Below are 24,889 nucleotides of genomic sequence, written 5' to 3' on the forward strand. Positions count from 1 at the left end.
TGGGGTTATGACACGAGACGAGATCCTGATCGAGTTCATCAGCCGCGCGCACGACAGCCTCGACTCCCTCGGAGAGGTGGATGCCGCCACGGCCTCCCGCGCGCCGGGCGGACACCCCAATTCGCTGGCGTGGCTGTTATGGCACACCGGCAGAATGCTGGACATTCAATTGTCCGAGCTCAGTGGTCAGCCCCAGCTGTGGCACAGCCTTGAGCTGCCGCAGCAGCTCGGCCTGGGTGAGCTCGGCGAGGGAATGGGCTATGGCCATAGCGACCAGGAAGCCCGCGCCATCCAGCTGCGTAGTGCAGAGGATGTGCGCGGGCTAATCAGTTATGTGCACACCGTGCTCGATGATGTGCAGTGCTATGCGCTCTCGGGGGTGGACTTCGACGAGGTGATCGATACTAGCTTCACTCCGCCGGTCACCCGTGGGGTGCGGATCGTATCGCTTATCGACGATGCCATCCAGCACCTCGCCCAGGCCCACTACGCAGCGCGCATTGTTCGCTAGCGGGCCTCAACCTATGAGGCGAGGTGGGGCGGCCTAGCGGAAGTAGGCCGAGACCGCCGGTGCCACATGGGCGGCGTTATTGATGAGCACGCCGTGGCTGTAACCGGTGAGCGTAATCAGCTCACCACCCATGGCCTTCTTCATGCTGGGCGCACCGTGCGGGCCCACAGCGGAGTCCTTGGAGTAGCCCAGGTTCAGCGGCTTGTTCTTCAGCTTCTCGCCGCTGAGCGGGCGCGCCGGGGCGACAGGCTCAGGCCAGCCGAGGCAGTGCTGACCACTGCCGAGCTGGTCGCCGTTGAGATCGATGAAATCACCGCCGGTGAGAGCAGTTTCCCAGTAGGGAACGATGAGGCTCGGGTCTGGGGCGGTGGCGTTTTCATTGCAGATTACGGCGCGATCCACGTTTGCCATGGTTATCGCCTGCATCTGTATGGCCTCTTGCTCCTCGGCGGTGGGCTGTGCGGTGGCATCGCCGAGATCGAGTGACAGCGGGCCCGCGGGAGTGGAGGCGGCGGAGTCAGACAGCGCCTTAGCGAGCATCGGCCACGCCTGCTCGGAGTACATGGCCATGTTGATGGGGCCGACCGACTGGTTGAGATTCATGGCGGCGTTGAGATCGCCATTGGTCTTAATGACATCGCTGAAGGTGGCGCCGCGCCACTGCGCCCAGTCATAGAGATTGAGCAGCAACAAGGCGGTGTCTTCAATCTGCTCGTTGCCGGAGGAAGCGGTGGTGAGGGTATCGAGGGCTACGGAACCGGTGGCGCCGAGATCGCCGGCCTCGGCCTCGCGCGGCTTGAGGGCTGGGGTTACGCCCAGGTTGTCGCGTATCACGCGGTTGAAGCTTTGGTACACCTCGCGCGGTGTGCCGCCTAGGTGGTAGGTCTCGTTGTTGTCGGCCACCCAGCTGAAGAACGCAGAGATGGCCTCTTGGCGCACCGCTTTGCGGTTGGCGCCGAGGGCAAACCAGCGATCCTGCGGGGCCACGCTGGAATCCAGCAGGAATTTGTTGACCCGCTCGGGATACATGGTGGCGTAGGTGCTCATCAGCGGTCCGCCATAGGAGACACCGTAGAGGTTGAGCTGATCCTCGCCGAGGGCGATACGGGCGCGCTCAAGGTCGCGGGCGGTGTTATCCGTGGTGATGGTGCGGGCGTAGCCTGGCTGGGCTTTCTCGCAGTTAGCGAATGCGGCGCCGGGTAGTGCGATGGGCGGGGTATCTTCGCTGGCGCAGGTGAGAGGCGTGCCATAGGTGAGTCCGCGCGGCTCCACGGCGATGAGATCGTAGGCGGAGCGTACATCATCGGGCAGCTGCACCTTCTGGCTCATGCCGTCCTTGGGGGTGGTGTCGGCGAACATGCCGAGGGCATCGCCGCCGGGGCCACCCGGGTTACCGGCGATCACGCCCTTGCGCTCACCGGTGGCCGGCAGCTTGCTCATGGTGAGCTCGATGCTGCCGGCCGAGGGGTCGGAGTAGTCCTTAGGTACGGAGAAGGTGGCGCACACCGCCCGGTCTGCGACACCGCTGCCCGCGGGGCAGGGTCCCCACTCGAGCGGCTCCTGCGCGTGTGCCGTCGGGACGATCATCCCGCCGAACGCGAGGGGAGTGGTGACGCATGCAGTCAGTGCGGTTGAAAGCTTCTTCATGAAAACCGTCAGTCCCTTTCTTACTGGTTATCACACGATTCACGGGGAATCGCAGCTATTATCCGCAAGTCCTGCAGAAATGTATGTATACGCATAGTGTGGGCCCTAGCTTATAAGAGACTGAAGAAGGAGCGCGCACTATGGCCAACACTGATGGCGAGACCATCACCCCCTCCGAGTCAGAGGCGGAGGGAATTGGCGGCTATCGGGTATGTGCTTCCGCCGAGGAGGCGGTTGAGCGGCTCTGCGAGCTTTACGACGCCTCCACGCGGCTCGCCGAGCGTGTAATTGAGACAGCCATGTGGGCGGAATATGCCGATGTGCGCTATCCGCGGCTGGTGATCGATGTACACAGCTGGCGTCCTATCGATCGCGCTCAGCCCTTTGGCTATGTGGACGCCGCCGGCCGATATTGTGCCACCGTGTCTCGGCCGCGGGTGATGGGCCGCTACTTTGCCGAGATGATTGATCGTCTGGTCAGTAATTATCCCTGCACCATTCACGTCGGCTATTCCCGGGAGCAGATCCCGCCCGAATACATCGATGGCTTGGACCGCTCGGAGAAGTTGCAGCAGGCATTGCAGCTCGGAGTGCGGTTGCCGCGCCCCAGCCTCGACTTTGTGGACGATGGCATTATCGACGCCAAGTGGGACGTATTCCACCAGCAGGGCAATGATGAACGCCCGCTATTTCATTTCTCCCCGCAGCGCTTCGACATCGCCATCAAGCGCATCGAGCACTACACCGGCATCCCCATCGAGGGCGTGCAGAACTTCATCCTCTTCACCAACTACGCCATGCACACCCGCGAGTTCGTGGCCTATGCCGTACACGAGTTAGCGAGGGAGGGCTCCCGCTATACCGAGCTGTGGTTGCCTGATGGCACGCGGGTGTCGCGGGAGGAGGCGGCGCACATAAGCCTGGAGCAGCTCAATTTGGAGAGCCACTATCAGATGCCGCGCTATGACCTCATTGCACCCAATGACGATGGATTGACCATGGTCAATATTGGGGTGGGGCCGTCCAATGCGAAAACCGCCACCGATTGTCTGGCGGTGCTGCGCCCGGAGATGTGGGTGATGATCGGCCACTGCGCGGGCCTGGACGGCCGCATGCGCATCGGCGATCTTATTTTGGGCAATGCCTATGAGCGGCGCGATCACATTCTGGATGATCGCATCCCGCTATCAACCCCCATCCCGGCTGTGCCGGAGGTGCAGCGGGCGCTAGAGCATGCGGTGCGCGATATTTATGGTAAAGACAAGAACATGATGCGCACCGGCACGGTGCTCTCCACCGATGATCGCAACTGGGAATGGCACACCCCCACCACCCTGTGGGAAATGTTCCGCGGCTCCACGGCGGTGGCGGTGGACATGGAATCCTCGGCGCTGGCCACCAATGGCTATCGCTACCGCATCCCCTATGGCACGCTGCTGTCGGTGTCGGATCTGCCGCTGCACGCGGTGCCGAAGCTGCCCAGCGGGGCGCAGGCCTTCTATTCCTCCTCGAAGGAGGCGCACGTGATGTGTGCGGTGCGGGCCGTGGAATCCCTCGCCCAGGACAAAAGTCGGCTGCGCACAAGGAAGCTGCGGCGCACCATCGGCGAGGTGCCCTTCCGCTAGGCGTTGATCCGCGCCAGCAGGGCCACAAGCGCTTGGGCGGTGGCAGCCGGTTGCTCGTTCATCACCATGTGACCACAGCTAGGCAGCACCGTCACCTGCGCGTCGGGGTGCAGGGCGCGGAGCTGATCCAGCTGCTCAATGCCGAGCACCGCGTCCTCGGTACCCCACACCACACCCACGGGGATCCCATGGGTACGGCAGATGCGGGCACAGTGCCTAGCCGGTGCCATGCGCTGGGCGGCAGGTGTGCCCACGAGCGCGCGGGCGATGGCGGCAAAGGTGGTTGCCCGATCCTCATGCTGCGCCCAGCGCAGTGAGACTTCCCGCTGCCGAGCACTAATGGACGATGGCTCATGCACTGCTGCATTGTCTGCCGCGGCCACCACCCGCGGATGCGATAGCGCCATCGACCCTCGCCCCAGCACCGGCACGGCGGCGGCTGTGACTACTGGGGTGATCGAGCGAGAAAAGCCTGAGGGTGCCAGCAGTACTAATCCCGCACAGCGCGAAGGCTGGGCAGAGGCCATGCGTTGGACCAGTGCCCCACCCAGGGAATGCCCCACCAAGACCACCGGCCGGTCGGCACCAACAATCGCATCTACCGCCTCCCATAGCGCCTGCACCATCTGCGGCAGACTATGTTCGCCCCGCAGCGCTGGGGTGGCACCGAAGCCTGGAATGTCGAGGCTCAGAATTTCTAGGGCTGAGCCCTCAGAAGAGGAAGCGCTCAGCTGCTCGCTGAGGGAATCGAAATCCTCCAGGCCGCGGCCAATGCCGTGGATACACACCACTGCAAGGGAGTCTGCGGCCGGTATGTGGCGATAGCGCACCGAGCCGTGGGAGGTGCTCAGCATTGTGGGTTCGGGCAGCGGTGCTGCCGCGGCGGTTGTGCTGGCGGGTGCGTCCGCGCGGATGGCAACAGCAGGGGCAAAGGCCATGTCTGTGCTGGGGTCGGTGCGCCGAAAGTCCAGTACCTCGCGCAGATAATCGTTGCGGAGAGTCCACGGGTCGGTGTCGGTGACACTGGGGAATTGGGCGATACCACGTTCGACATAGCCGCTGTGGAGATCAATGATGCGTCTGCGTGGTCCCGCCGGCGGAGTAGTGGGGCAAAAGGCGCCGTGGCCGTGGCGCCGCAGAAAGGTGATCATGCGCGCGAGATAGCGGCCCACCAGCTCGGCGCGGAGGGTGAAGGAATCATTTACATAGCCGAGGGTGAAGGAGAAATTCGGTACCCCATCCAGGCACATGCCGCGCCAAGCGGTGGTCTCCTCAAGGGCTATGCGTGCACCATCGACCGATAGAGTGATGCCGCCGAGGGGCAGTAGTTGAAGTCCGGTGGCTTTGATCAGCACATCCGCCTCCACCGCAGTGCCGCCTGTGGTGTGAACGTGCTGGGTGCTGATGTGGTCGATGCTGTCGGTGAGCACGGTGATCTCGCCGCTGGCGATGGCGTGGAAGAGGTCCCCATCGGGTACTCGGCACACCCGCTGGCTCCAGAGAGGATAGCGGGCCTGATAGTGCGTGGCCTCCAGCTCATCGCCAATGATGGCCCGGCGGTGACGCGAGAGAGTGCGGTTAACGGTGTTCTCCGCGAAGTGGGAGGCCTTCAATGTGAGCGCCTGGGTGCCGATGGCTCGCCATCGATCCAGAGTGTCCACCACTCGCTGTGGCAATACTGACCGTGCGGGCCCTAAAGGATTGGTGTTGGGCATTACCGCGGTGTGATTGACGGTGCGTTGGATGAGCGTCACCTGCCGGGCGGTGGCGGCAAGTGCTGGGGCGAGGGTGACGGCCGTGGCGCCGGAGCCAACGATAGCCACCGCTGCGTCGCTGAGGTTCAGACCTTCTGGCCAGAACTGTGGATCTACGATTCTGCCGGCGAAATTCTCCTCTCCAGGCAGCACCGGCTGGTGGGAGTGGGCGTGGTCATAATAACCGGCGGCAGCGTGGAGGAAATGAGCACTGAGCTCGTGGCAGGTGCCGGTGTGTGCGTCCACATACTGCAGCTTCCAGCGCTGGGTGGAGCTGTCATAGTTGGCGGAGCGTACGTGGGCGCCGAAGTGCATGTGGGAGGTGAGATCGAAGCGCTCGGCGGTGTGACGCAGATAGGCGAGAATCTCCTCGCCAGTACCCAAGGGCCTGCTGCCGGTCCAAGAGGAAAAGGAGAAGCAGTAGCTATCGATATCGGAATCGCTGCGCAGTCCTGGATAGGAGAAGGTGTGCCACGTGCCGCCGAGATCATCCGCCGCATCGAGGATGATCCAGCTGAGTCCGGGGATCTGGGAGAGATAGTGGGCGGTGGCGATTCCGGAGATGCCGGCGCCGATGATGGCTACGTCTACATGGTGGGCGGACACGTCTAACCTGCTTTGTGCTCAGGGCCGATGAGGCGCTTGGAGGAGAAGATCGCGAGAGGATCACTCGCTATCTTAAACAGTGATCAATTCTGGGAGGGTGCGGAGGTTGCGAGGAATAGCTCACGTTGTAGGGGCTGTCTACCCTAGGGTGATGCCGCCCGTGGATCCTTCCGTGGAGTGCGGCGAGGGCCCGTGGGCAAGGGGCTGGGCGTTGGCGCTAGTGATCGGTGTTTTATGTGTCAAGTGTTTATGTGAATAAGAATTGAATTCGCAGTTTGTTAGGGCGAAGAAAAGTGGCTACTCCTCCAACAATACCCCCGTATGGGGGTGTTATGTAACGGTCACAGGCTCGCCACATTGACGGGGAAGTAATGAACTGGCAAAGTCTTTTTTAGCCGTTGAGGTAGACGGTTACCCGCCCGGCAGGCATGATCTTTTCGGAGGTCAGCGCGTGTTGTGGTGGAAATAGTGTAGTCCGTTGGGGTGGGTGCCCCGCGGATGAAATTAAAAGGATTCGGTGCTCGTTTTGAGGGAATGCGGGTACCGAATCCTTTTCTTTTGCTTAATGAAGCTTAGGAATAGCATTTGTATAAGAGAAATATGCTCAGCCTCTTCCTAGTCGGCTGCGGCGAAATGGCAATAGCTGCCGCGAGATGACATTGCCCGAGGGGATGGGGTTGTTGGGGCGAGGTGGCGTCGATAAGCGCGTGCAGTCTCCCACTAGACAGGGTGGTCTACGGTAGGCTGGTGGCCATGACTGACCGTATGAATGTGGAATCGTTCAACCTAGATCACACCAAGGTGGCCGCGCCCTATGTGCGCATCGCGGATCACAAGGAGCTTCCCGGCGGGGACGTGCTGATCAAATACGATGTGCGCTTTAGCCAGCCCAATAAGGGGCACCTCGAGATGCCCGCCATTCACTCGATTGAGCACCTCACCGCCGAGCACATGCGCAATCACACCGACAAGCTCATCGATTTCTCCCCCATGGGCTGCCAAACCGGGTTCTACGCCCTCATGCTTGGGGTGGAACCAGAAGAGTTTTATGGACTGCTCGAGCAGACCCTGCGCGATATTCTCGACGCCACCGAGGTGCCCGCCGCCAATGAAGTGCAGTGCGGATGGGGCGCCAACCACTCGCTGAATGATGCTCAGCAGGCCGTGCGCAGCTTCCTCGAGCACCGCTCCGAGTGGGAGACTGTAGACGCCTAGCAGCCGGCACGCCCGCGGATCTGGCTAGCATGAACACATGGCTACCATCATCCCCATCGGCGATAAGACCCCGCAGATTCACCCCACCGCTTGGGTGGCGCCCAATGCCACCCTCATCGGTGATGTGGTGATCGGCGAAGAGGCCAGCGTGTTCTATGGCTGCGTGCTGCGGGCGGATATTAATTCGCTCCGAGTGGGCGCTCGCAGCAATATCCAAGACAACTCGGTGCTGCACGTGGATCGCGATGCACCCTGCACCCTCGGCGAGGACGTGACGGTGGGGCACATGAGTCTCGTGCACGGCACCACCGTGGCCGATGCTTGCCTGATCGGCATGCACTCCACTCTGTTATCGGGATCCAGCGTGGGCACCGGCAGCCTTGTGGCGGCCGGTGCCGTGGTACTGGAGGGGCAAGAGATTCCCGCCGGCTCACTTGCCGCGGGAGTTCCGGCGAAAGTTCGGCGCCAGCTTGACGAAGGCGACCGCGAGCACTTCATCGCCCATGCCGGCCGCTACGTAGAAACGGCCCAACTTCAAGAAGCGCCCCTCTAAAGCTTTCTCGCCCCTGTGACCTCACACAGGTCGAAGCCCCCTGTCCGCGATGCGCTCGTGCGCTCAGCGGACAAGGGGCTGATGTATGGATGGGTGGGGTGCTAGAGCAGAAGAGCCGTGAGGAGCCTGGCGCCTGGGTGCTGGGACGCCATGCATCCTCGGGCTCTGTGCTCTAGGTGGTTTGGCGGCGGCGTCGCGTGCGGCGGCGGCGCGTGGTGGTGATCCGGCGCTTCGGGAAGAGCCGCTCGGAGATCAGCGTGGGGTCGGTGAACAACGGCCGCACGGCAATCGCCCGAGCCGCAGAGGTGTAGGTGCCCTGCAGGTTATCGCAGTAGACCACCTCGTGGCTGTGTCCGGCCTCGCGGAGAGCGGAGCGAACGATCTCGACTGCGCGCGGGTCGTGGGCGAAGGCGCAACCAGTGACAATCACGGTGGTTACATCCAGCCCAGCGGCCATAGTGCAGGCGATCGAGCCCAGCAGGCGGGCGCGTTCATCCAGCAAGCCGCGGGCAGCCTCGGCCCGCTCATCATCAGACTCGGCGAGCTCCACCATTCCGCACAGCGAGGCGGTCTTGATGCCACGGCGGCCTGCGGCAGCCAAGAAGCCACGGGTGGAGAGCACTTCGTGTGCATCGCAGCTGTGGATCTCATGGCCAGCGGAGGACTCGCAGGTGTCGAAACCGAGCAGTTCCGAATCCGGAAGCGGCAGGCGGGTGGCACCGGAGACGCCATGGGTGCTGGTCCAGGCCGCGCCGACGGTATCGCCCGCGGCGAGAACAGCCACCTGGTGCGGGGACTTGGTCTGTGCCAGACACGCGCCACGCTCCAGATACTGGGCCAGCACGGTGCCGGTGGCCAGATCCTCCACATCCACAGGGACCCCGAAGGCCTCGGTGAAGGGGTGCAGGATGTCCACATCGCGCCAATACCATTCGGCGTTGGTCACAGTCCCACGATCCACTCGGGCTGGGACCATGATGCCGATAGCGGCGAGCGGCAATGCGTGCTCGGCCACCAGGGTGCGAAGTTCGGCGATCATGGTGTCCACGAAGTGGGCGGGATTAGTGGTGGCAGGGTCCAGAGTGATGGTTTGATCCACCACCAGATCCGCGCGGGTGCCGTACAGCGCCACGTGGAATCCATGCGGATCGATGGCGATGGCGGCATGCAGCCACGGCGACGGAGACAGCTCGATCGGGATACGCGGACGGCCCGGGCCGCGAGGAACGATGAGGTCCGGGCGTTCACGCACCAGCCGCGATTCGATCAGCGTGGTCACCGCGCGGGTGATGGTCGGCTGACTGAGCTCGGCGGCTTCGATGAGGTCCTGACGGATCATCTGGGTGCCCTGTTGAAGGACGGATAGACAGCGGCTTAGAGGGGTATCCGCCGTATACACAAAGGTTTGACCTGCCAAGGGGGAAAGGACGCTGATGTCTTCCTTGACTGGTGTATGTGTTGCGGGGGATTTCATGCGAGTCATTCTATGCATAGGCTTCATAGACCACGAAAACGGCGATTGGTGTTTACAGTGTTCTCAGGTTCCTCTCATTTCGGTGTGCTGCGCTGGGACTTTAGGTTTCCACGGCAATATTTATAGTGACCTGCTACTGTGCGTGTGCACAGGTGTAATATTCCGTCATTTCGCTGGTGACTGAACTAACGCCCAAGCTACACATATGGGGGTAATGTCGGATGTCTCAGGGACCTATCAGGGCCATGAAGCCTTCCACATGAGATGACCGCTTAATAATTAGGAATTAACACTAGAGAGCTCGCTGTAACGACAGTGGAGTTCCGGCCCAGAGAACCTACTGCACATACATGTCGCATCCACAAATTCATCTCGATGGTGAGGGGGATGGGGGTACAGATGAAGGAAAGCTGAGATGCCCACTGAGGCACGAGCCGCATCGCTGCCACGGTGGGTCCGCCACGGGGCTGAGATATCGCTAAGTATGAGAACACGACGAGGGGCTCGTGGAAGGGCGGCACACGGGCCCACTCCAGCCGCTGTGTGATCGAGGGTGTGTGAAGCCTAACCACATGAAAACGATGGAACAGCGAAAGGGTGATTGGTGGATTCAGGATCCGCTGCCTCGAAGTAGAAACTAGCCCCCTGAGCGCACGAGCGCTGCTGGATAGGATTCACGCCCGCACAAAGAAAGCAGGCCTAGGACTAGGCGCCCCTTATCGCCCAGCGGCGTCCGCTGCGTGCGGGGAAGGGCGCGCTTGCGGTGACAATGCGTGGATCACCCGCGTGGTCTCCTGGCCGGGCCCGCGCAGCTCTCGTCGGTGCTGCTTAGTCTTGCCGTAGCCCTTCGCGAACGTGTGCCACGAGGGCGGGCAGTGCCTCCTGGGCGGTGGCGCGTATGAACACGTCCACCTGCGGGGTGAGCTCGGTGGTTTGGGGAGAGATTTCTACAAGCTTCGCGCCCATGTGTGCAGCGATGAGCGGCAGGGAGGCGGCGGGCTGGACAATGCCGGAGGTGCCCACGATCACCACGAGGTCGGCGGTGGCCATGCGTTCTTCTGCGGCTTGCCACTGCTTCTGGGGCAGCGGTTCGCCGAACCACACCACCCCGGGCCGAATGAGGTTGCCGCATAGCGAGCAGCTAGGCGGGCTCAGCCGCGGGCTGGGCGCACCGGGCAAGGTGGGAGTGCGGGCGGGTTTGCCGCACATGCAGCAGCGAAAGGCGAAGAGCGAGCCGTGCAGGTGGGTGGGGTTGCGGGAGTTGCCCCGCTCGTGCAGGTTGTCGATGTTTTGGGTGGTCACGTGCACATCTTGGAGTCGCTCCCATTCGCCGATCGCAAGATGCCCAGCGTGCGGGTAGGCGTTGCTCGCCAGCCGTGCCCGCCACAAATACCAGGCCCACATGGGCTCGGGGTCGCGTGCCCACGCATCGATAGAGGCCATGGCCTGCGGGTCCACATGGTCCCACAGGCCGGACTCGGCAGAGCGATACACCTCCAGCCCGGAGTCGGCGCTCATGCCCGCGCCGGTGAATACCTCGATGCGTTCGGAGTGAAGGGCGAGGTCTCCGGCGGTGGCGATGCTGCTGTGGTCTATAGCTTCCATGCTAGATAAGTCGGGCGATCTCTCCCGGCTCGGCGCTCAGCAGCAGTGGCAGGCGCTGCTGCTTCACATCCACCTTTTGATCAAGCTCAGCAATATAGCTGGCCTCCTGCTCGGCGCGGGCGGCGAGGAACGCGCCCTGGTCGGTGGGGGAGCAGCGGTTGATGTACACCCCACCCACATTCACGCCCAAGTGCTGCAGGGTGTGGTAGAGCTCGATGGATTCACTCACCGGCATTTTCTCGGGGAGAGTCACCAAGCCGAAGGAGGTGGTGGCTGGGTCTTGGATGACCTCGCGGAAGCGGTTGAATAGGTGCTTGCGGCGGGTGAGGATGCCGCGGATCTCGGCGTCGCGGCTGCGTTCTTTCTCCCCAGAGAAGCCGCGCACGATCTCGCCGAATTTTTCGGATTGTCCGCGCCGCTTGAGTAGCCCATCGGTCCACGCCCCGAGGAGCTCGGGCAGGGCGAGCAGCCGCGAGGTGTGCCCAGTGGGCGCGGTGTCAATGACGATGTGGCTGAAGGTTTCGCGGTGGTTGAGCACCACATCGGCGATCCGCTCGAGCAGGGCGGCCTCGTGGGTGCCGGGGGAGGTGCGCGCCAGGGTGAGATGTTTGCGCACCTCACCGTGGAGCCGCTCCGGCATCATGGTGCGCATGGTGTCTTCCACCTTGGCGATGTGGCTGTTGGCGGCCTCGGTGGGGTCCAGTTCCATCGCGGAGAGCGTGGATGTCAGCGCGGTCGGGGAATCGCTCAGGGTGGCGTCGAAAATGTGCCCAATATTGTGGGCTGGGTCGGTGGAAACAAGCAGGGTGGGCTGGGTGTCGCTGAGTCGCAGCGCGGTGGCAGCGGCGAGGGTGGTTTTACCCACCCCGCCTTTGCCGCCGAAGAAGATCACGGGGGTGTCTAGCAGCATTGGATGTGCTCCACGGGTGAGTGCTCCAGGCCCATGCGGGTGTGCCAGGCGTGGAAGTCCTCGTAGATGATGGGAAGAAGTTCGATGGTGTAGAAGCTGGCGGGGTTGTCGATGCCGAGGGCCTCGGACAGCACGAGCATCATGAAGAGGTCGTCTTCTTCCCGCTGGGCTTGGGCGAAAGTGGCGCGGTAGGGGGAGACATAAAACTCCTCCATGCCGCGGCCCACCTTCTTGATCGCGTCGAGAAACTGTGCGGGCCAGGCCATGGTGGATATCGCCTCGCTAGTTCCGGGCCGAGGAGGTGGCCAGCTCGGGGTAGTCCTCGGGGAAGGCCGCATCCGGTTCGCTGTGCTCGCGGGCGCGGCGCACCGCGGAGAGTGCCTCTACCGATACCCACAGGGCGCAGGCCAAGATGATGATGTCCAGGCTGGCGAGCAGCCAGTCGCCGGCGGCGAGGAACTTCTTCAGCTGCACCACCAGCGCCCACACGGACATCACGAGCACGAAGAGCAGCGGGATCACCACCGGCCAGATCGGTCGCGAGAGGCGGGCGAGCATCACGGCGAGGATGGACATCGACAGTGCCGCCATGAGCTGGTTGGTGGTGCCGAACAACGGCCAGATGAGCACGCCGCCGGAGCCATCGCCGCCAGTGGAGAAGGTGAGTGCCAGACCCACGGTGACAGCAATGATGGTGGCCCAGATTGCGGAGACTTTCGCACCAATGATGCCGCCGATTTCCTGTACCACGAAGCGCTGCAGGCGGATACCGGAGTCCATGGTGGTGGCGGCGAAGAGCACCGCCATGGTGGCGAGCACGGTGGCAGAGAGCGAGGTGGGCAAGCCGAGGCCTTCGTTAATGATGGAGCTGCCGCCCTGAACGAAAGCGCCCACTCCGCCGGCGTTGAACTCGGAGTAGATCTCCTCCCAGTCTGCGAGGCTGGCGAACCCAGCGGTCGTGGCCACGATCGCACCGAGGGCGAGCAGGCCTTCACCAACTGCGCCGAAGTAGCCGACGAAACGCTCATCGGTTTCCTTGTCGATCTGCTTGGAGCTGGTACCGGAGGCCACGGTGCCGTGGAAGCCGGAGATAGCGCCGCAGGCGATGGTGACAAACAGCAGCGGCACCATGGATGGGGTGCCCTCGGGCAGGTTGGTGTTCACCATCGGGGCGACCACGGTGGGGGTGGTGATCAGCGCGGATAGGTAGAGGATGCCGAGGCCGATGAATAGCTGCAGGCCGTTGATGTAGTCGCGTGGCTGCAGCAGCACCCACACCGGTAGCAGGGAAGCGATACCGCCGTAGATGAACAGCAGCAGAATCCACACTGCCTCGGGCGCGAGACCGAAGGTGGATTCGGGCAGGGTGATGGGGAAGCGATCGCCCAGGATGATCAGCCCGTAAAGGGCCGCGATGCCTACGAGCGACACCAGCGGCAGGTTCCACTTCAGCCGGTAGATGGCCTGGCCGATGAGCAGCGCCACGGCAAGTGCGCCCCAGGTGGGGATCACTGCGCTCGGGGTGGAGACGAGCAGGCCGGCGATCACCACGCCGAAGGCGGCAACCACCATGAGCAGCAGCAGGAAGATGACCACGAGGAAGAGGTTGCGGCCACGAGTACCGATGTATTTACCGGACAGGGTGCCAATGGATTGGCCCTTGTGTCGGGCGGAGGCCCACAGCACGCCGAAGTCGTGCATTCCGGCGATGAACACGGTGCCAAAGGTGACCCAGAGGAAGGCGGGCAGCCAGCCCCAGATCACGGCCACGGCAGGTCCCACGATGGGTGCCGCGCCCGCCACGGAGGTGAAGTGGTGGCCCCAGAGCACGTATTTGTTGGTGGGCACGAAATCCACGCCGTCTTCGAGGGCGTGGGCGGGGGTGGCGTAGTCCTTGTTCAGTTTGTACACCTGTGATGACAGGTAGCGGGAGTACAGGAGGTAGCCGGCGCCCATCATCGCTAAACCGATGAGGATGAGCCACAAAGAGTTCATTTCTTCACCCCTAGAGTGTGATCGCTGATATGAGTGTGCATCTTAGTGTGTCATATCACGTCACAGCTGGGGGCGGCGGGTGGTGCGAATTCGGGCGTCGTGGGCGGAGGCGATGCATGCTTATTTACGCCACCCTCCTCCGCTCCTACCCGCGACCTCTCAGTGGCAGCGGCCGGGTTTAGAGCACTCGCTGCAGCCAGCGCAGCACGCTGGGCAGCCAGCCGGCTAAAAAGAGCACGGTGATGAGACGGACGATCTGCATGGCGGCGACGATCTCCACGGCGCCGGTTTCCGAGCCCAAGGCCAGTGCGGTTTCGAGACCGCCGGGGTTGGTGGCGAGGAAAGCGTCGATATAGCTCATGCCCATCCACTGCGAGATCACCCACGCCAAGCCGGCGCAGCCGCCGATAAGCACCGCTATCAGTCCAAGTGTCAGGGGCAGCTGATGGGAAAAAGAGCGCAGCGCCGCCACCGAGAGCCCGCCGCCGGCCATCCAGCCAATGGAGACATAGGCGAAGTCGCGCGCCACATTCGGCAGGGCGAGGGAGTGCTCGGGGCCGAGTATGAGGGCGACGATTGCGGTGAGCAGCATCGGCCCGAGCATGGTGGCTGCGGGCATGTGCAGCAACTTTCCGAGCCGCCCGCCGAAGAGCACGATCACCACAACGGCCACGGCAGACAGCCAGGTAAAGGGCTGGGTGTGTTCCTCACTCGGCCTAGCCCCACCGCTGAGATGGGCCCAGGCCACCACCAGCGGCATGATGATAGACACACTCAGCAGCCGTAGATACTGGGTGAGGGTGACATAGCGGAAATCCGCCCCCAGATCCTTGGCCAGCAGCGGCATCACTGAGGCGCCGCCAGCGAAGAGGGACAGCACCCCTGTTTCTGGGGAGACCACCACGGTGGGGTCGTGCGGATCCACGCCGGCGCGCCGGGCTCGGCGCAGCGAGCCACGCCACAGCAGCCATCCACCGGCGAAGGCAAGCGCCACCGTGAACCCAGCGGACAGCAGCCCTGGGGCGATATAGCGCACCAGCTCACCGGCGGGGGTGCGCACCAAGGGCAGGGCGGCGATGATCGCGATGAAGGACTTGGCCAGGTTCGTCAGCCGCGGATCCACGATCAGTTCTTCGCCGTGCAGGATGGCCGAGCCGGCCGCGGCGATGATCGCGGCCAGGATCCAGGCGGCCGGCACATGAAGCGCACTCAGAATTAACCCGAGCGCGATAGAGAGCGGGACCACGATGGCCCACCGTTTCCACTGGGCACGCACAGAGCTCACCTCTCTTTGTTCGTCTCGGTTTTAGAATCAATCCTATGAGTCACGGATATGACAGCGACAAGCAGCGCTATCTCGCGCGCCTCAAGCGCATCGAAGGGCAAGTCCGTGGCATTCACCGCATGGTGGATGAGGATGAATACTGCATCGATGTGCTCACCCAGATTCAGGCAGCTCGCGCCGCGCTCGATAATGTGGCGCTTAAGCTTCTCGACGATCACCTCTCGCACTGTGTGGTCACGGCAGCAGCCCACGGCGGCCAGGAAGCCGAGGATAAAATCGCGGAGGTTTCGCGCGCCATTGCCCGATTAGTGAAGTAGGAGCCGCCCATGTTTTCACTCGGACTAGGAGGATGGCTCGTCCTGCTGGGTGGTGCTTTCGCCGCCGGCTGGATCGACGCAGTAATTGGTGGTGGCGGGCTAGTACTCATCCCCGTGATCATGGCGGTGTTGCCCCACGCCTCCCCCGTGGTGGCGCTGGCGACTAATAAGTTCGCGGCCTGTCTCGGCACCGGTTCAGCTGCCGTGTCTTTGTCGCGGAAGGTACAGGTGGAGCGGCGCCGGCTGGTGACCTATATTCCGATCGCGGCCGCCAGTTCGGGAGCGGGGGCGCTGATTGCTAGCTCGTTGTCTAAAGAGGTGCTGCGCCCGATCGTCATTGTGATGCTGGTGGTAGTGGGCGTGTTCGTGGTGTGCCGGCCGGACTTCGGCGAGCAGGCGCGGGAGCGCAGCAGTAGGCGTCGAGAAGCGGTGGTGCTCATCGCGGTCGGCGCGATCGCGCTCTACGACGGCGTGTTCGGGCCCGGCACCGGAACGTTTCTGATCATGGTGTTTACCGCCGTGCTGGGACGGAATTTCCTGCAGTCGGCGGTGCTGGCCAAGGTGGTGAACTGTGCCACCAACTTCGGCGCGCTGGTGGTATTCATTCTCGGCGGGCATGTGTGGTGGACCATGGGCATCGCGCTGGCGGTGATGAACGTGGCCGGGGCGCAGCTGGGGGCGCGCACCGTGATCGCAGGGGGCACAAAACTCATCCGGATTGCCTTGTTGACGCTGGTGGTAGTGATGTCCTGCTATCTCAGCTACACCCAGATCTTTGGGGAGCCGTTTTAACTGGCGGCAGGCGGGTGTGGCTTGCGGGCAATGAGCTCGCCGTGCGGCACCATGAAATAGGCGCCGGGTTGGCTGCCCCAGCTCCGGAACGCAGCGGCAATATCGTGTAATTCCTCCTCGCTCGCCCAGCCTTGGCGGAGAATCTGGGTGGCGAGTTGGGTGTTGCTGATGCGCTGCGCCCATGACTGGCACCACCAGGTGAGATCGTCGGGCGTGCTGAATGGCCAGATCGCTGCGCCTACGCGAGCGGGATGAATTCCTGCCTGCTCCGCCCAATACTTGAGCCGCACACCCGCGTCGGGATGACCGCCATTGTGGCGGGCAGCTAAAAGGTACAGCTCGCGCCAGCGCTCGAGGCGTGGATCGTGGGGATACCAGCTAAAGGCGGTGTAATCAGCATCGCGCGCGGCAACAATGCCCTGGGGGCGGGTGACTCGCCACATGTGCCGTAGTACGAGCACGGGGTCGGCCACGTGTTGCAGCACCTGGTGGGCATGAACAACATCGAAAGAGTGATCCGGAAAGGAAAGCTGGTGGGCGTCTTCTACCACCACCTCGACTGTGTTGATTCCACGCTGTTCGAGGGTGCGGCGTGTTAACTCAGCAGCAGTGTGGTCTCGTTCAACCGCCACTACCCGCCCGGGGGCCACCGCCTGGGCAAGATCAGCGGTGATGGTGCCGGCGCCGGATCCAATGTCCAACACATCCATGCCTGGGCGCAGCATGCCAAGCAGCGTTCCCGCGGAGTTCTGGGCCGTACGTTTGCTGTGTCCATCGATCACGGAGGCGTCATATCCGTGCGTGTAGGTGTGGTCACTCGGACAAGGGCTCGTCATGTCCCCCGATCCTATCGGCTTTGGGTGTCGCACATCTCGGGTGCGAGACGCTGGTGAGTGGGGCGAAATAGTAAAAATAGTAAAAGATAGTAAAGCGCATCTGAAGCCCTGCCTAGCATTCGAAAGCCTTGGCTTCAGACTCACTTTTTACTAGCGATGTCTTCTGTTGAGACTGTGTCACGAGCAGCGTTGCAATGACGAAAACGGATCCGAAGTAGTCGGTCCAGAGTGTCTGAGTGTGACGAGGCGGTTGCGCGTTGGAGCGGCGAGGGGTTGGCGGTCCTCGAGGAGGCGCCGAGGTTATGCTTAGCCGTAGGCGCGAGATAGTAAAAATAATAAAAATAGTAAAAGATAGTAAAGGGAGGCGTCATGAACCGCTCAGCTAACCCGTTCCGAGCCACGCTCGGATCGACACCGCCATACCTGGCGGGGCGGGCTTCGGAGCTGGCAGAATTTCGTTACGCACTCGAAGAAGGTCCTGGGGCGCATGAACGGGTCACTGTAGTGACTGGGTTACGAGGTGTGGGCAAGACGGTTCTGCTTAACGCCTACGAGGATGAAGCGAGGGAGCAGTCGTGGCACGTTATCTCTGAGACCGCGACGCGCGGGTTCACGCAGAGGCTCACTGATACCTTGTTTCGTTTAACAGAGGATCGGCACGACCAAGGTAGGAGAAAACTTACAGGCCTGAATATAGCCGCCTTGGGAGGCGTGCAGCTGTCGACTCCGACTGACTACTGTCCACAGCCGACTCTTCGAGAGGTGCTGACTCAGTATCTCGATATTCAGGAAAATATTGATAGAGCCTTGGACCAAAAGCCGGTCGGACTACTGATCACAGTGGACGAGCTGCACTACAATCGCACAGAAGAAATCACAGACTTCGGCGCCGTAATACAACATCTCGTGCGCGAAGACCGGCAGATTGCTGTTGCTATGGCGGGGATACCGCAATCCGTAAATCCTCTCTTAGCAGACGCTGGTGGAGACAACCCTGTGACATTTCTGCGCCGTGCAAACCGCGTAGATCTTGGTCTTATTGCCGATGATGATGTTCGCCGAGCGCTCAAAGAGCCAGTTGAAAATAGTGGTTGTCGTTTCACGCCGGAAGCATTGGAAAGTGCGGTGCAGGCGTGCGCAGGGTATCCCTTCATGATTCAGCTGGTTGGACAAGAGAGTTTCCGACACCGCGAGGGGGAAATGATCAGCGTGGCCTCTGTGGAATTGGGGGCAGCAAAGGCGAAGCGCAAGCTGGGTCAGCTGGTACACGAGGCATCGCTGCGCGACCTCTCAAACGTCGATCGCACATTCCTTGCAGCGATGGCCGCAGATGACGGCCCATCAAAAACAAGGGACATAGCCACTCGTATGGGCGTAGATGCGCAGTATGTGGGCACCTATCGTCGTCGGCTCATTGAGGCTGAGATGATCACGGCCGTGGGGCACGGGTTGGTGGATTTCGAACTGCCCTTCATGCGTTCCTACCTGCGTGATCACATGAGTGGTGGACGCTCTAGGAGACTAACGGCGTAGCTGGGCTGTGGTTTTTCGGGTGGCTGGTGCGGTGCGGGGATCCTCCGGCCAAGGATGCTTGGGGTAGCGCCCTCGCATGTCGGCGCGCACGTCTGCATAGGCGCCGTCCCAAAAGCGGGTGAGGTTATCGGTGATCGCCACGGGCCGGCCGGCAGGAGAGAGCAGCTCGAAACGGATGCGCGTGCCGAGTATCTCGGGGCTGTCTTCGAGGCCGAAGCACTCCTGGAGTTTTACTTGCACGCTGGGTTGTTCCTCGCTGTAGTCCACGGGGATTGATCGCCCCGAGGGCACGGCGATACTGGCGGGCACATCCTTATCAAAGTCCTGGGCCGCCGGCCAGGGCAGCAGGGCGGACAGCGCCTGGTGCATGTCGATCTCTGCCAATGGCATGCCCTCGGCGAGTCGCGGGTAGTGCATGCTCAACCAGACAGGGGCGGCGGCAATCAGTCCGGCGTCGCTGACATCTGGCCACGTCGTGTCGTGGGCGTGGTAGAAGGCCATGCGCTGGCGAAGCTGCAAAGCGGCGGCACTCCAGTGGAAATCGCGCAGCCCATCCCCCTCGAGAGCACGGGCGAGCGCTTCTTCTACCTCGTCTACGGGCACAGTGGTCGGGGTAGACGCCAGCTCGATTGCGCCGATGCGTCGGATCTTGCGGGCACTGAGCTTGCCGTGGCGCACCTGCACCGTGGTGGTGCTGGTAGGCGGATAGAGCTGATGTATCTCCTGTTCATCGACTATCGCGGCGCGACGAATAATAGGCAGAGCCTGCTGGTTGGTGCCGCGGCTCATCTCCGCTACCGCCAGCCACCGAGCGCCGCGCAGCTGCGCATCCATCAGCCGCGCCCTGGTGCCGGCGGTGGTGAGATAGATGTGCTGCTCGGCATCGACTAGGCGGGCCACCATATCCGGCAAGGCCAGTGCAATCACCCCGCCGGCAGATAACTGCTGCGCATCCCCGGTCTGCTTGGCGGAGGCAGCGGTGGCGATTCGGGTGAAACGACTGGTCTCTCGCGTCACCTGCGGCGAGTTGCTGGGGGTGCTGAGATCCGTGGAGCTGCCCACCGTGAGTTCGGCAAGCACCGGTGCGGCAGCTGTGCCCGCACTCAGTAGCGCATGGGCGCAGCGGGGATCGGCGGGAATGGTGGAGATCATCCGGCCGTGCTCGGTGATGGCTCCGCGTGCATCCACAGCATTGATGCCGCGCAGCACTTCCTCGGCGGCGGAGAGTGCGGCCGGCGGGGGAGTGTCGAGAAGCGGGAAGCCCTCGCCCCGGGGGCTGCCCCAGCTGGCCAAGGTGAGTGCCGCCTGGGTGAGATCCGAGGTAGCGATCTCTGGGGCGGGATAGGCGGGCGCGGCAGCATAACTACGCTGTTCGCACAGCCGAATCGCGGTACCTGGCCCGAGACGGCCGGCACGGCCGGCGCGCTGATCCATGGCCGAACGCGCGGCGGTGATGGTGATTAGACCCGTCATGGCGCGGAGATTATCGCGGCGCGGCACCCGCGCTAAGCCCGCATCCACCACGGTGTGTACCCCGGGCACGGTGAGAGAGGACTCCGCAATCGAGGTGGCCAGCACAATTCGCGGCTCTTTGCCACCGCGCACGATCGCCGCCTGGTCTTTCGCGCTCAGTCCGCCATGCAGCTGTGCATGCGGGCCGTGCAGCTGCTCGGCCACGCGCTCTATTTCCCGACGTCCCGGTAGGAAAACCAGGACCGAGCCGGCAGACTCGGCCAAAGCATCATCGGCCACCTGCGCCGTCCAGGACAGAAACTCGCGGGTCACACCCCGTTCGTCGAGGCGCGCCGGGCCGGGTTGGTAGCGGATGTCTACCTCGTGGAGGGCGGCGTCGACGTGATGGAGGGTGGCGTCGATAAGCGTGGCGAAGGCGCGGGCATCCACGGTGGCGGACATGGCGACAAGCTGGAGATCCTCGCGCAGCAGACGCAGCTCGGTGAGCATGCCGAGGGCGAGATCGGTATCGAGGTTGCGTTCGTGGACCTCGTCGAGGATCACGGCGGATATGCCGGCGAGTTCGGGGTCGCTGAGTAGCATGCGCACCAGCACGCCTGGGGTGACGAACTCGATGAGGCTGCCCGGCTCGCTTTGGCCGCGCACAGCGAAGCCGATGTCGCTATGCGGGCTGCGATGCAGCTGACGAAGGCGCTGTGCGGCGGCAATCACCGCCACTCGCCGCGGCGCGGTAACCAGCACCTTCCCAGGGATTGAGCGCTCGTAGAGCGCATTGGCCACAGCCGGCGGAATGAGGGTGGTTTTACCTGTACCAGGCGGGGCATGCACCACGGTGGCGCCGCGTTCGGCGAGACGCTGCTGGAACAGCGCGATATCGCGGGCGACCGGCAGGCCAGCGCCTATCGCGGCAAGATCACAGGGAAGGCTCATGGTGGAGAGGCTAGCGCTTGGTGATGGTGCGTCGATAGTCCATGGCGCGTACTGGTACCTCCGGCGGAAGTTGGGAGCGCTCCCACCGGTCTTCTCTGTCTGCGAGCTTATCGACGACACGAGCCGGAACCCCCAGCGCAAGGGAATCAGCGGGAACATCGGCGGTGACCACCGCACCTGCGCCGATCACCGACCGGGCCCCGATCCGCACCCCCGGAAGGACCGTGACGCCTGCTCCGATCCACACATCCTCTTCGATAGTGATGGGGTTGGCCTTTTCCCAGCCGTGGCGGCGCATCTCTACGTCATAGACCGGATGGTTGATGGTGATGAGGCGAACATCTGGGCCGATCATCGCGCCCTTTTCAATGTTCACGGGGGCAGAGTCCAAAATAGTGACCTTGGCGTTAATAAATACCTCGGGGCCAATGAAGGTATTACGCCCGTACTCGATATAGGCCGGTGCCACGATCGTGGCGGAACCGCCGAAAGCGCCCAGCCATTCCTCCGCGATCGCATGGGCCCGCTCAGTGTTTCGCTCCTCGTTGAAATCCCGCATCAGGGTCTGCGAGCGGCGATGTACCGCGTTGAGGGTCTCATTATCGATGGGTAGGTGCCATTCGCCCTTAGCCATCTACTCGAAGGTGGAATAGGTACCGACATCAAAACTCATGCCCACCCATTGTAGGCGCGCACGGGGGTAAGCGGTGACGGGGTATTCATCCAGCGTGTGGGCCAGTTAGAGGGCCATGGGGCGGAGGTGGCGGTGGGTGGTGTCCGGTGCTCTTTCTAGAGTGCAGGGCATGAACACCACCACTGCTTGCCCGAACGATACTGCCCACCCGGGAGCGTCTAGCCCAGAGGCTTCTGATACTTCATCGCCGCGTGCCCTCACCCCTGAGCAGCGCGGTCTGACCCAAGGCGAGGATGGCCGTTGGCGCATCCCTTGGGGTAATCAGACACCTGAACTGCGTGACTACTACGACACCGAATGGGCCCATCCCGTGCGGGATGAGCGCGGCCTCTACGAGCGGCTCGTGCTGGAGGGCTTCCAAGCTGGTTTATCCTGGCGCACTATCTTGCACAAACGCCCAGCGCTACGCGAGGCCTTCGCATACTTTGATCCCGATGAGGTGGCGCGGTGGGGCGAGGCGGAGATAGACAGGCTGCTGCAGAATCCCGAGATTATTAGAAACCGCGCCAAGATCACCGCGGCTATCTCCAATGCTCAGGTGCTGCTGCGCACGCGTGAGACCGCCTCCTTGCCCGATCTCATCGCCCGCTACCAGCAGCCATTGGGCAGTCGTTTTGCCCACGTGGACGAGATTCCCACCACCAGCGCTGAAGCTGAGCATCTAGCCCGCGAGCTCAAAAGCCTTGGGTATCGTTTTGTAGGGCCCACCACCTGCTACGCACTGATGCAGGCTGTCGGGCTGGTGGAAACACGAGTGGAGGGAGAATCACGATGCTGAACAAGAAACAGCTCACCATCGCCGGCGTCACCGGGGTACTCACCATGCCTGCGCAGCCACGCGAAACCCTTGTGGTGATGGCGCACTGTTTTGGCTGCTCCAAAGAAACCAAGATCTTGGTCAAGCTCGCCCGCTTCCTCGCCGACCAGGGCTACAGCTCGCTGCGCATGGACTTCTCCCGTCATCTCTACTCCACCTATATCGGCGAGCTCGAGGCAGTCACCCAGGCCATGCTCGGCCACGTGCCGGTTGGTGGGCACGACGGCGAGGCGGCAGCTGATGCCGGGGCGGCAGCAACGGCGCGGTTTTCGCGGGTGATTCTGCTCGGGCACTCGCTCGGCGGACTGGCCGTGCTGAGTGCTGCGGCACGAAGCCGCACTACCGGATTGGCGGCACACTTAAGCGGGGCTGTGGTGCTTTCCGCTCCTGCTACCGCGCATCACGTGGAGGCCGCAGCCGCTGATGTGCCTGATCTGGATCCCAGCTTGGTGGATGCTGCATTCCTCGAGGATGTCGCGGCCACTGCAGAGACTGAGTTCTCTGACTGCCAGCTACCAGTGCTCATTGTGCACCCCGAGGAGGATTCCGTGGTGGGCTTCGAGCATGGCCAACGCCTGCAGGAACTGTTGCCGCACAGCGAGCTTATTGTGGTGCCGCACTGTGCTGATCACATGTTTGTCTCCACCGCGGCCCGCACCGCCGCCGAGGAGGCTATCAAGCGGTGGCTGCCGCAGCGCGAAGGCGGTACGGCATAGCGAGAGTTACATGGATTAACGCGCAGCGGCCGGATAATTCAATAGTATTGGGCCAGAACACAATCCACCGGGCCACGTGATACGGCGGTCTGGGCAGACACGTTCTCCAGCGAAAGGCCGGCATCCATGATGAATAATCGAACGAGCCGAAGCACCACGATCCTCGCACTTCTTGCGAGCGCCACGCTCGCTGGGTGTTCCCTCCTAGGAGGCCCCGACGGCGAGGATTCCTCTTCCGATCATGCGTCCGATCATGCAGACAGCAGTGCCACCTCGCAGCACACTCCCAGCACGGTGACCTCGACCAGCACCGTAAAGGCGGACTCCAGCTCCAGCGAGAGCACCACGGACGTTGATGGCGATACCCCGCGGTGTTCGGGACACAGCGCCGAGCAGGCCCTACAGGAAAGTATTTCTCAAGTACGGCCCTGGGAGGGAGGTGTGCCGTGGAGCAGTGATTATCCCCAAACGGGAATGTTTGACGATTGCGCGGCACTATCGGCCATCGTGATCACCATCGAAGGCGCCACTGGCTCCTCGCCCTTTCACATTCTGCTCTATCACTACGGAGAGTATCTCGGCACCGCCACCTATGAGCCTTATGGCTTCTCGCCCACGGTGGACCGGGTAGACGATGCCACCCTGTCGGTGATCTATCACTGGCCTCGCCCGGGTGAAGGCACCGCAAATAGGACTGGCGAGTCGCACGCTGAGTTCCACTGGGATGAAGAAGCCCAGAAGGTGATCATGTCCGGCGAGCTGCCCCCGGACTAATACCACCCAAGGGTGCGGGGAATAGTTCAGGCCGCCCCCAGTGTCGGAGGGTTTTGCCATAATGGCCACTATGGCCGAGAACACACTGAATGAGAAGTATCCGAACCTGAACACGACGGGCCGCACCGCGGTAGTCACCGGGGCCTCCGCCGGTATCGGCGCCGCCTGCGCCCGAGCACTAGCCGCCGATGGTTGGACGGTGATCGTGGGGGCCCGCCGCCGCGAACAGCTTGCCGAGTTGGCAGAAGAGATCGGCGGCATCGCTATGCCTCTCGATGTCACCGACCAAGAGTCGGTGGATGCTTTCTGCTCCCAGATCTCCCGCTGCGACCTGCTGGTTAATAACGCCGGTGGCGCCAAGGGCCTTGACTCGGTGGAAGAGGGCGATATTGATGAATGGCAGTGGATGTATGACGTGAACGTGCTCGGCACACTCCGTCTCACCCAAGCACTCCTGCCGCTGCTGCGCTCCGCTCCAGAGGAGGCCGGGCAGATTATCAATATGAGCTCAGTGGCAGGGCACAACGTGTACGCCGGTGGCGGCGGCTATAACGCCGCGAAGTTCGGGGTGGCCGCCCTGACGCGGGCGCTGCGCATTGAAACCCGGGAAGAACCCATTCGCGTGGTGGAGGTCTGCCCGGGGCGAGTGAAAACAGACTTCTCTCTCAACCGCTTCCGCGGCGATCAGAACCAAGCGGAGGAGGTGTATGCCGACAAGCTCAACCTGACGGCCGAAGACATCGCCGAAACGGTGCGCTGGATCGCTGCTCTGCCGGCACACATGAATGTCGATCACATCACGCTGCGCCCGCGCGACCAGATCTAGA

At 62.6% G+C, this 24,889-nt stretch carries 22 protein-coding genes; 11 read left to right on the plus strand and 11 right to left on the minus strand.

What is annotated here, in order from left to right:
- The first annotated feature begins 7 nt into the window (after positions 1-7).
- Entirely contained in the window at positions 8-511 is a 504-nt protein-coding gene (locus tag CCICO_RS00190; protein ID WP_018018424.1) for a DinB family protein, read from the plus strand.
- Positions 512-544: 33 nt separating this feature from the next.
- Here CCICO_RS00190 and CCICO_RS00195 read toward each other — a convergent pair whose 3' ends face one another.
- Positions 545-2,158, minus strand: coding sequence for an alpha/beta fold hydrolase (locus CCICO_RS00195; protein WP_018018425.1), 1,614 nt, complete (start codon positions 2,156-2,158; stop codon positions 545-547).
- Positions 2,159-2,298: 140 nt separating this feature from the next.
- Between CCICO_RS00195 and amn the strand changes: the two genes are divergently transcribed.
- Entirely contained in the window at positions 2,299-3,783 is a 1,485-nt protein-coding gene (gene amn / locus CCICO_RS00200) for an AMP nucleosidase (RefSeq protein WP_018018426.1), read from the plus strand.
- Here the strand turns inward: amn and CCICO_RS00205 are convergent.
- Complete coding sequence (locus CCICO_RS00205; RefSeq protein ID WP_018018427.1) at positions 3,780-6,143, minus strand: alpha/beta fold hydrolase; 2,364 nt, start codon at positions 6,141-6,143, stop codon at positions 3,780-3,782. The two genes, amn and CCICO_RS00205, sit on opposite strands and share 4 nt — an antisense overlap.
- A gap of 753 nt (positions 6,144-6,896) precedes the next feature.
- On the opposite strand from CCICO_RS00205, the gene CCICO_RS00210 reads away from it, so the two are divergent.
- Positions 6,897-7,358, plus strand: a complete 462-nt coding sequence (locus CCICO_RS00210; RefSeq protein WP_018018428.1) for an S-ribosylhomocysteine lyase — start codon at positions 6,897-6,899, stop codon at positions 7,356-7,358.
- A 37-nt stretch (positions 7,359-7,395) separates the two neighbouring features.
- Positions 7,396-7,911 carry a gamma carbonic anhydrase family protein gene (locus CCICO_RS00215; RefSeq protein ID WP_018018429.1) on the plus strand — a complete coding sequence of 172 codons (516 nt, stop codon included), beginning with the start codon at positions 7,396-7,398 and terminating at the stop codon, positions 7,909-7,911.
- 172 nt (positions 7,912-8,083) lie between these two features.
- On the opposite strand, the gene CCICO_RS00220 is transcribed toward CCICO_RS00215, so the two are convergent.
- From CCICO_RS00220 to CCICO_RS00245, 6 genes are all read right to left on the minus strand, one after another.
- Positions 8,084-9,385 carry an acetate and sugar kinases/Hsc70/actin family protein gene (locus CCICO_RS00220; protein ID WP_167540122.1) on the minus strand — a complete coding sequence of 434 codons (1,302 nt, stop codon included), beginning with the start codon at positions 9,383-9,385 and terminating at the stop codon, positions 8,084-8,086.
- 828 nt (positions 9,386-10,213) lie between these two features.
- Entirely contained in the window at positions 10,214-10,981 is a 768-nt protein-coding gene (locus CCICO_RS00225; RefSeq protein WP_026161231.1) for an NAD-dependent deacylase, read from the minus strand.
- A 10-nt stretch (positions 10,982-10,991) separates the two neighbouring features.
- Positions 10,992-11,900, minus strand: a complete 909-nt coding sequence (locus CCICO_RS00230) for an ArsA family ATPase (protein WP_018018432.1) — start codon at positions 11,898-11,900, stop codon at positions 10,992-10,994.
- Complete coding sequence (locus CCICO_RS00235; protein WP_018018433.1) at positions 11,891-12,166, minus strand: cory-CC-star protein; 276 nt, start codon at positions 12,164-12,166, stop codon at positions 11,891-11,893. Before CCICO_RS00235 ends, CCICO_RS00230 begins: the two co-directional genes overlap by 10 nt.
- 16 nt (positions 12,167-12,182) lie before the next feature.
- Entirely contained in the window at positions 12,183-13,895 is a 1,713-nt protein-coding gene (locus CCICO_RS00240) for a carbon starvation CstA family protein (RefSeq protein ID WP_018018434.1), read from the minus strand.
- A 178-nt stretch (positions 13,896-14,073) separates the two neighbouring features.
- The gene (locus CCICO_RS00245; protein WP_018018435.1) at positions 14,074-15,180 is read right to left on the minus strand and encodes an AbrB family transcriptional regulator; all 1,107 of its coding nucleotides are present in this window, start codon (positions 15,178-15,180) and stop codon (positions 14,074-14,076) included.
- 35 nt (positions 15,181-15,215) lie between these two features.
- Here CCICO_RS00245 and CCICO_RS00250 point away from each other — a divergent pair, with 35 nt between their 5' ends.
- Positions 15,216-15,497, plus strand: a complete 282-nt coding sequence (locus CCICO_RS00250; RefSeq protein WP_018018436.1) for a metal-sensitive transcriptional regulator — start codon at positions 15,216-15,218, stop codon at positions 15,495-15,497.
- Positions 15,498-15,506: 9 nt separating this feature from the next.
- On the plus strand, positions 15,507-16,289 hold the full coding sequence (locus CCICO_RS00255; protein ID WP_018018437.1) for a TSUP family transporter: 783 nt from the start codon (positions 15,507-15,509) through the stop codon (positions 16,287-16,289).
- On the opposite strand, the gene CCICO_RS00260 is transcribed toward CCICO_RS00255, so the two are convergent.
- The gene (locus CCICO_RS00260; RefSeq protein WP_018018438.1) at positions 16,286-17,125 is read right to left on the minus strand and encodes a class I SAM-dependent methyltransferase; all 840 of its coding nucleotides are present in this window, start codon (positions 17,123-17,125) and stop codon (positions 16,286-16,288) included. The two genes, CCICO_RS00255 and CCICO_RS00260, sit on opposite strands and share 4 nt — an antisense overlap.
- 369 nt (positions 17,126-17,494) lie before the next feature.
- Here CCICO_RS00260 and CCICO_RS00265 point away from each other — a divergent pair, with 369 nt between their 5' ends.
- Positions 17,495-18,658 (plus strand): ATP-binding protein, encoded by a 1,164-nt coding sequence (locus tag CCICO_RS00265; protein ID WP_026161232.1) that lies wholly within the window; start codon positions 17,495-17,497, stop codon positions 18,656-18,658.
- On the opposite strand, the gene hrpB is transcribed toward CCICO_RS00265, so the two are convergent.
- Positions 18,647-21,061 carry an ATP-dependent helicase HrpB gene (gene hrpB, locus CCICO_RS00270; protein WP_018018440.1) on the minus strand — a complete coding sequence of 805 codons (2,415 nt, stop codon included), beginning with the start codon at positions 21,059-21,061 and terminating at the stop codon, positions 18,647-18,649. The genes CCICO_RS00265 and hrpB overlap by 12 nt on opposite strands.
- A gap of 10 nt (positions 21,062-21,071) precedes the next feature.
- Positions 21,072-21,695, minus strand: coding sequence for a sugar O-acetyltransferase (locus CCICO_RS00275; protein ID WP_018018441.1), 624 nt, complete (start codon positions 21,693-21,695; stop codon positions 21,072-21,074).
- Between the two features lie 169 nt (positions 21,696-21,864).
- Between CCICO_RS00275 and CCICO_RS00280 the strand changes: the two genes are divergently transcribed.
- The 4 genes from CCICO_RS00280 to CCICO_RS00295 all read left to right on the plus strand — a co-directional run bounded on the left by CCICO_RS00280 (position 21,865) and on the right by CCICO_RS00295 (position 24,888).
- Entirely contained in the window at positions 21,865-22,533 is a 669-nt protein-coding gene (locus tag CCICO_RS00280; RefSeq protein ID WP_018018442.1) for a DNA-3-methyladenine glycosylase I, read from the plus strand.
- Complete coding sequence (locus CCICO_RS00285; protein WP_018018443.1) at positions 22,527-23,288, plus strand: alpha/beta hydrolase; 762 nt, start codon at positions 22,527-22,529, stop codon at positions 23,286-23,288. The genes CCICO_RS00280 and CCICO_RS00285 overlap by 7 nt, the downstream gene beginning before the upstream one ends.
- 126 nt (positions 23,289-23,414) lie before the next feature.
- Positions 23,415-24,062 (plus strand): LppP/LprE family lipoprotein, encoded by a 648-nt coding sequence (locus CCICO_RS00290; RefSeq protein ID WP_244263958.1) that lies wholly within the window; start codon positions 23,415-23,417, stop codon positions 24,060-24,062.
- A 61-nt stretch (positions 24,063-24,123) separates the two neighbouring features.
- Positions 24,124-24,888, plus strand: a complete 765-nt coding sequence (locus tag CCICO_RS00295) for an SDR family oxidoreductase (RefSeq protein ID WP_018018447.1) — start codon at positions 24,124-24,126, stop codon at positions 24,886-24,888.
- Position 24,889 lies beyond the last annotated feature (1 nt).

The organism is Corynebacterium ciconiae DSM 44920 (assembly GCF_030440575.1).
Taxonomy (GTDB): domain Bacteria; phylum Actinomycetota; class Actinomycetes; order Mycobacteriales; family Mycobacteriaceae; genus Corynebacterium; species Corynebacterium ciconiae.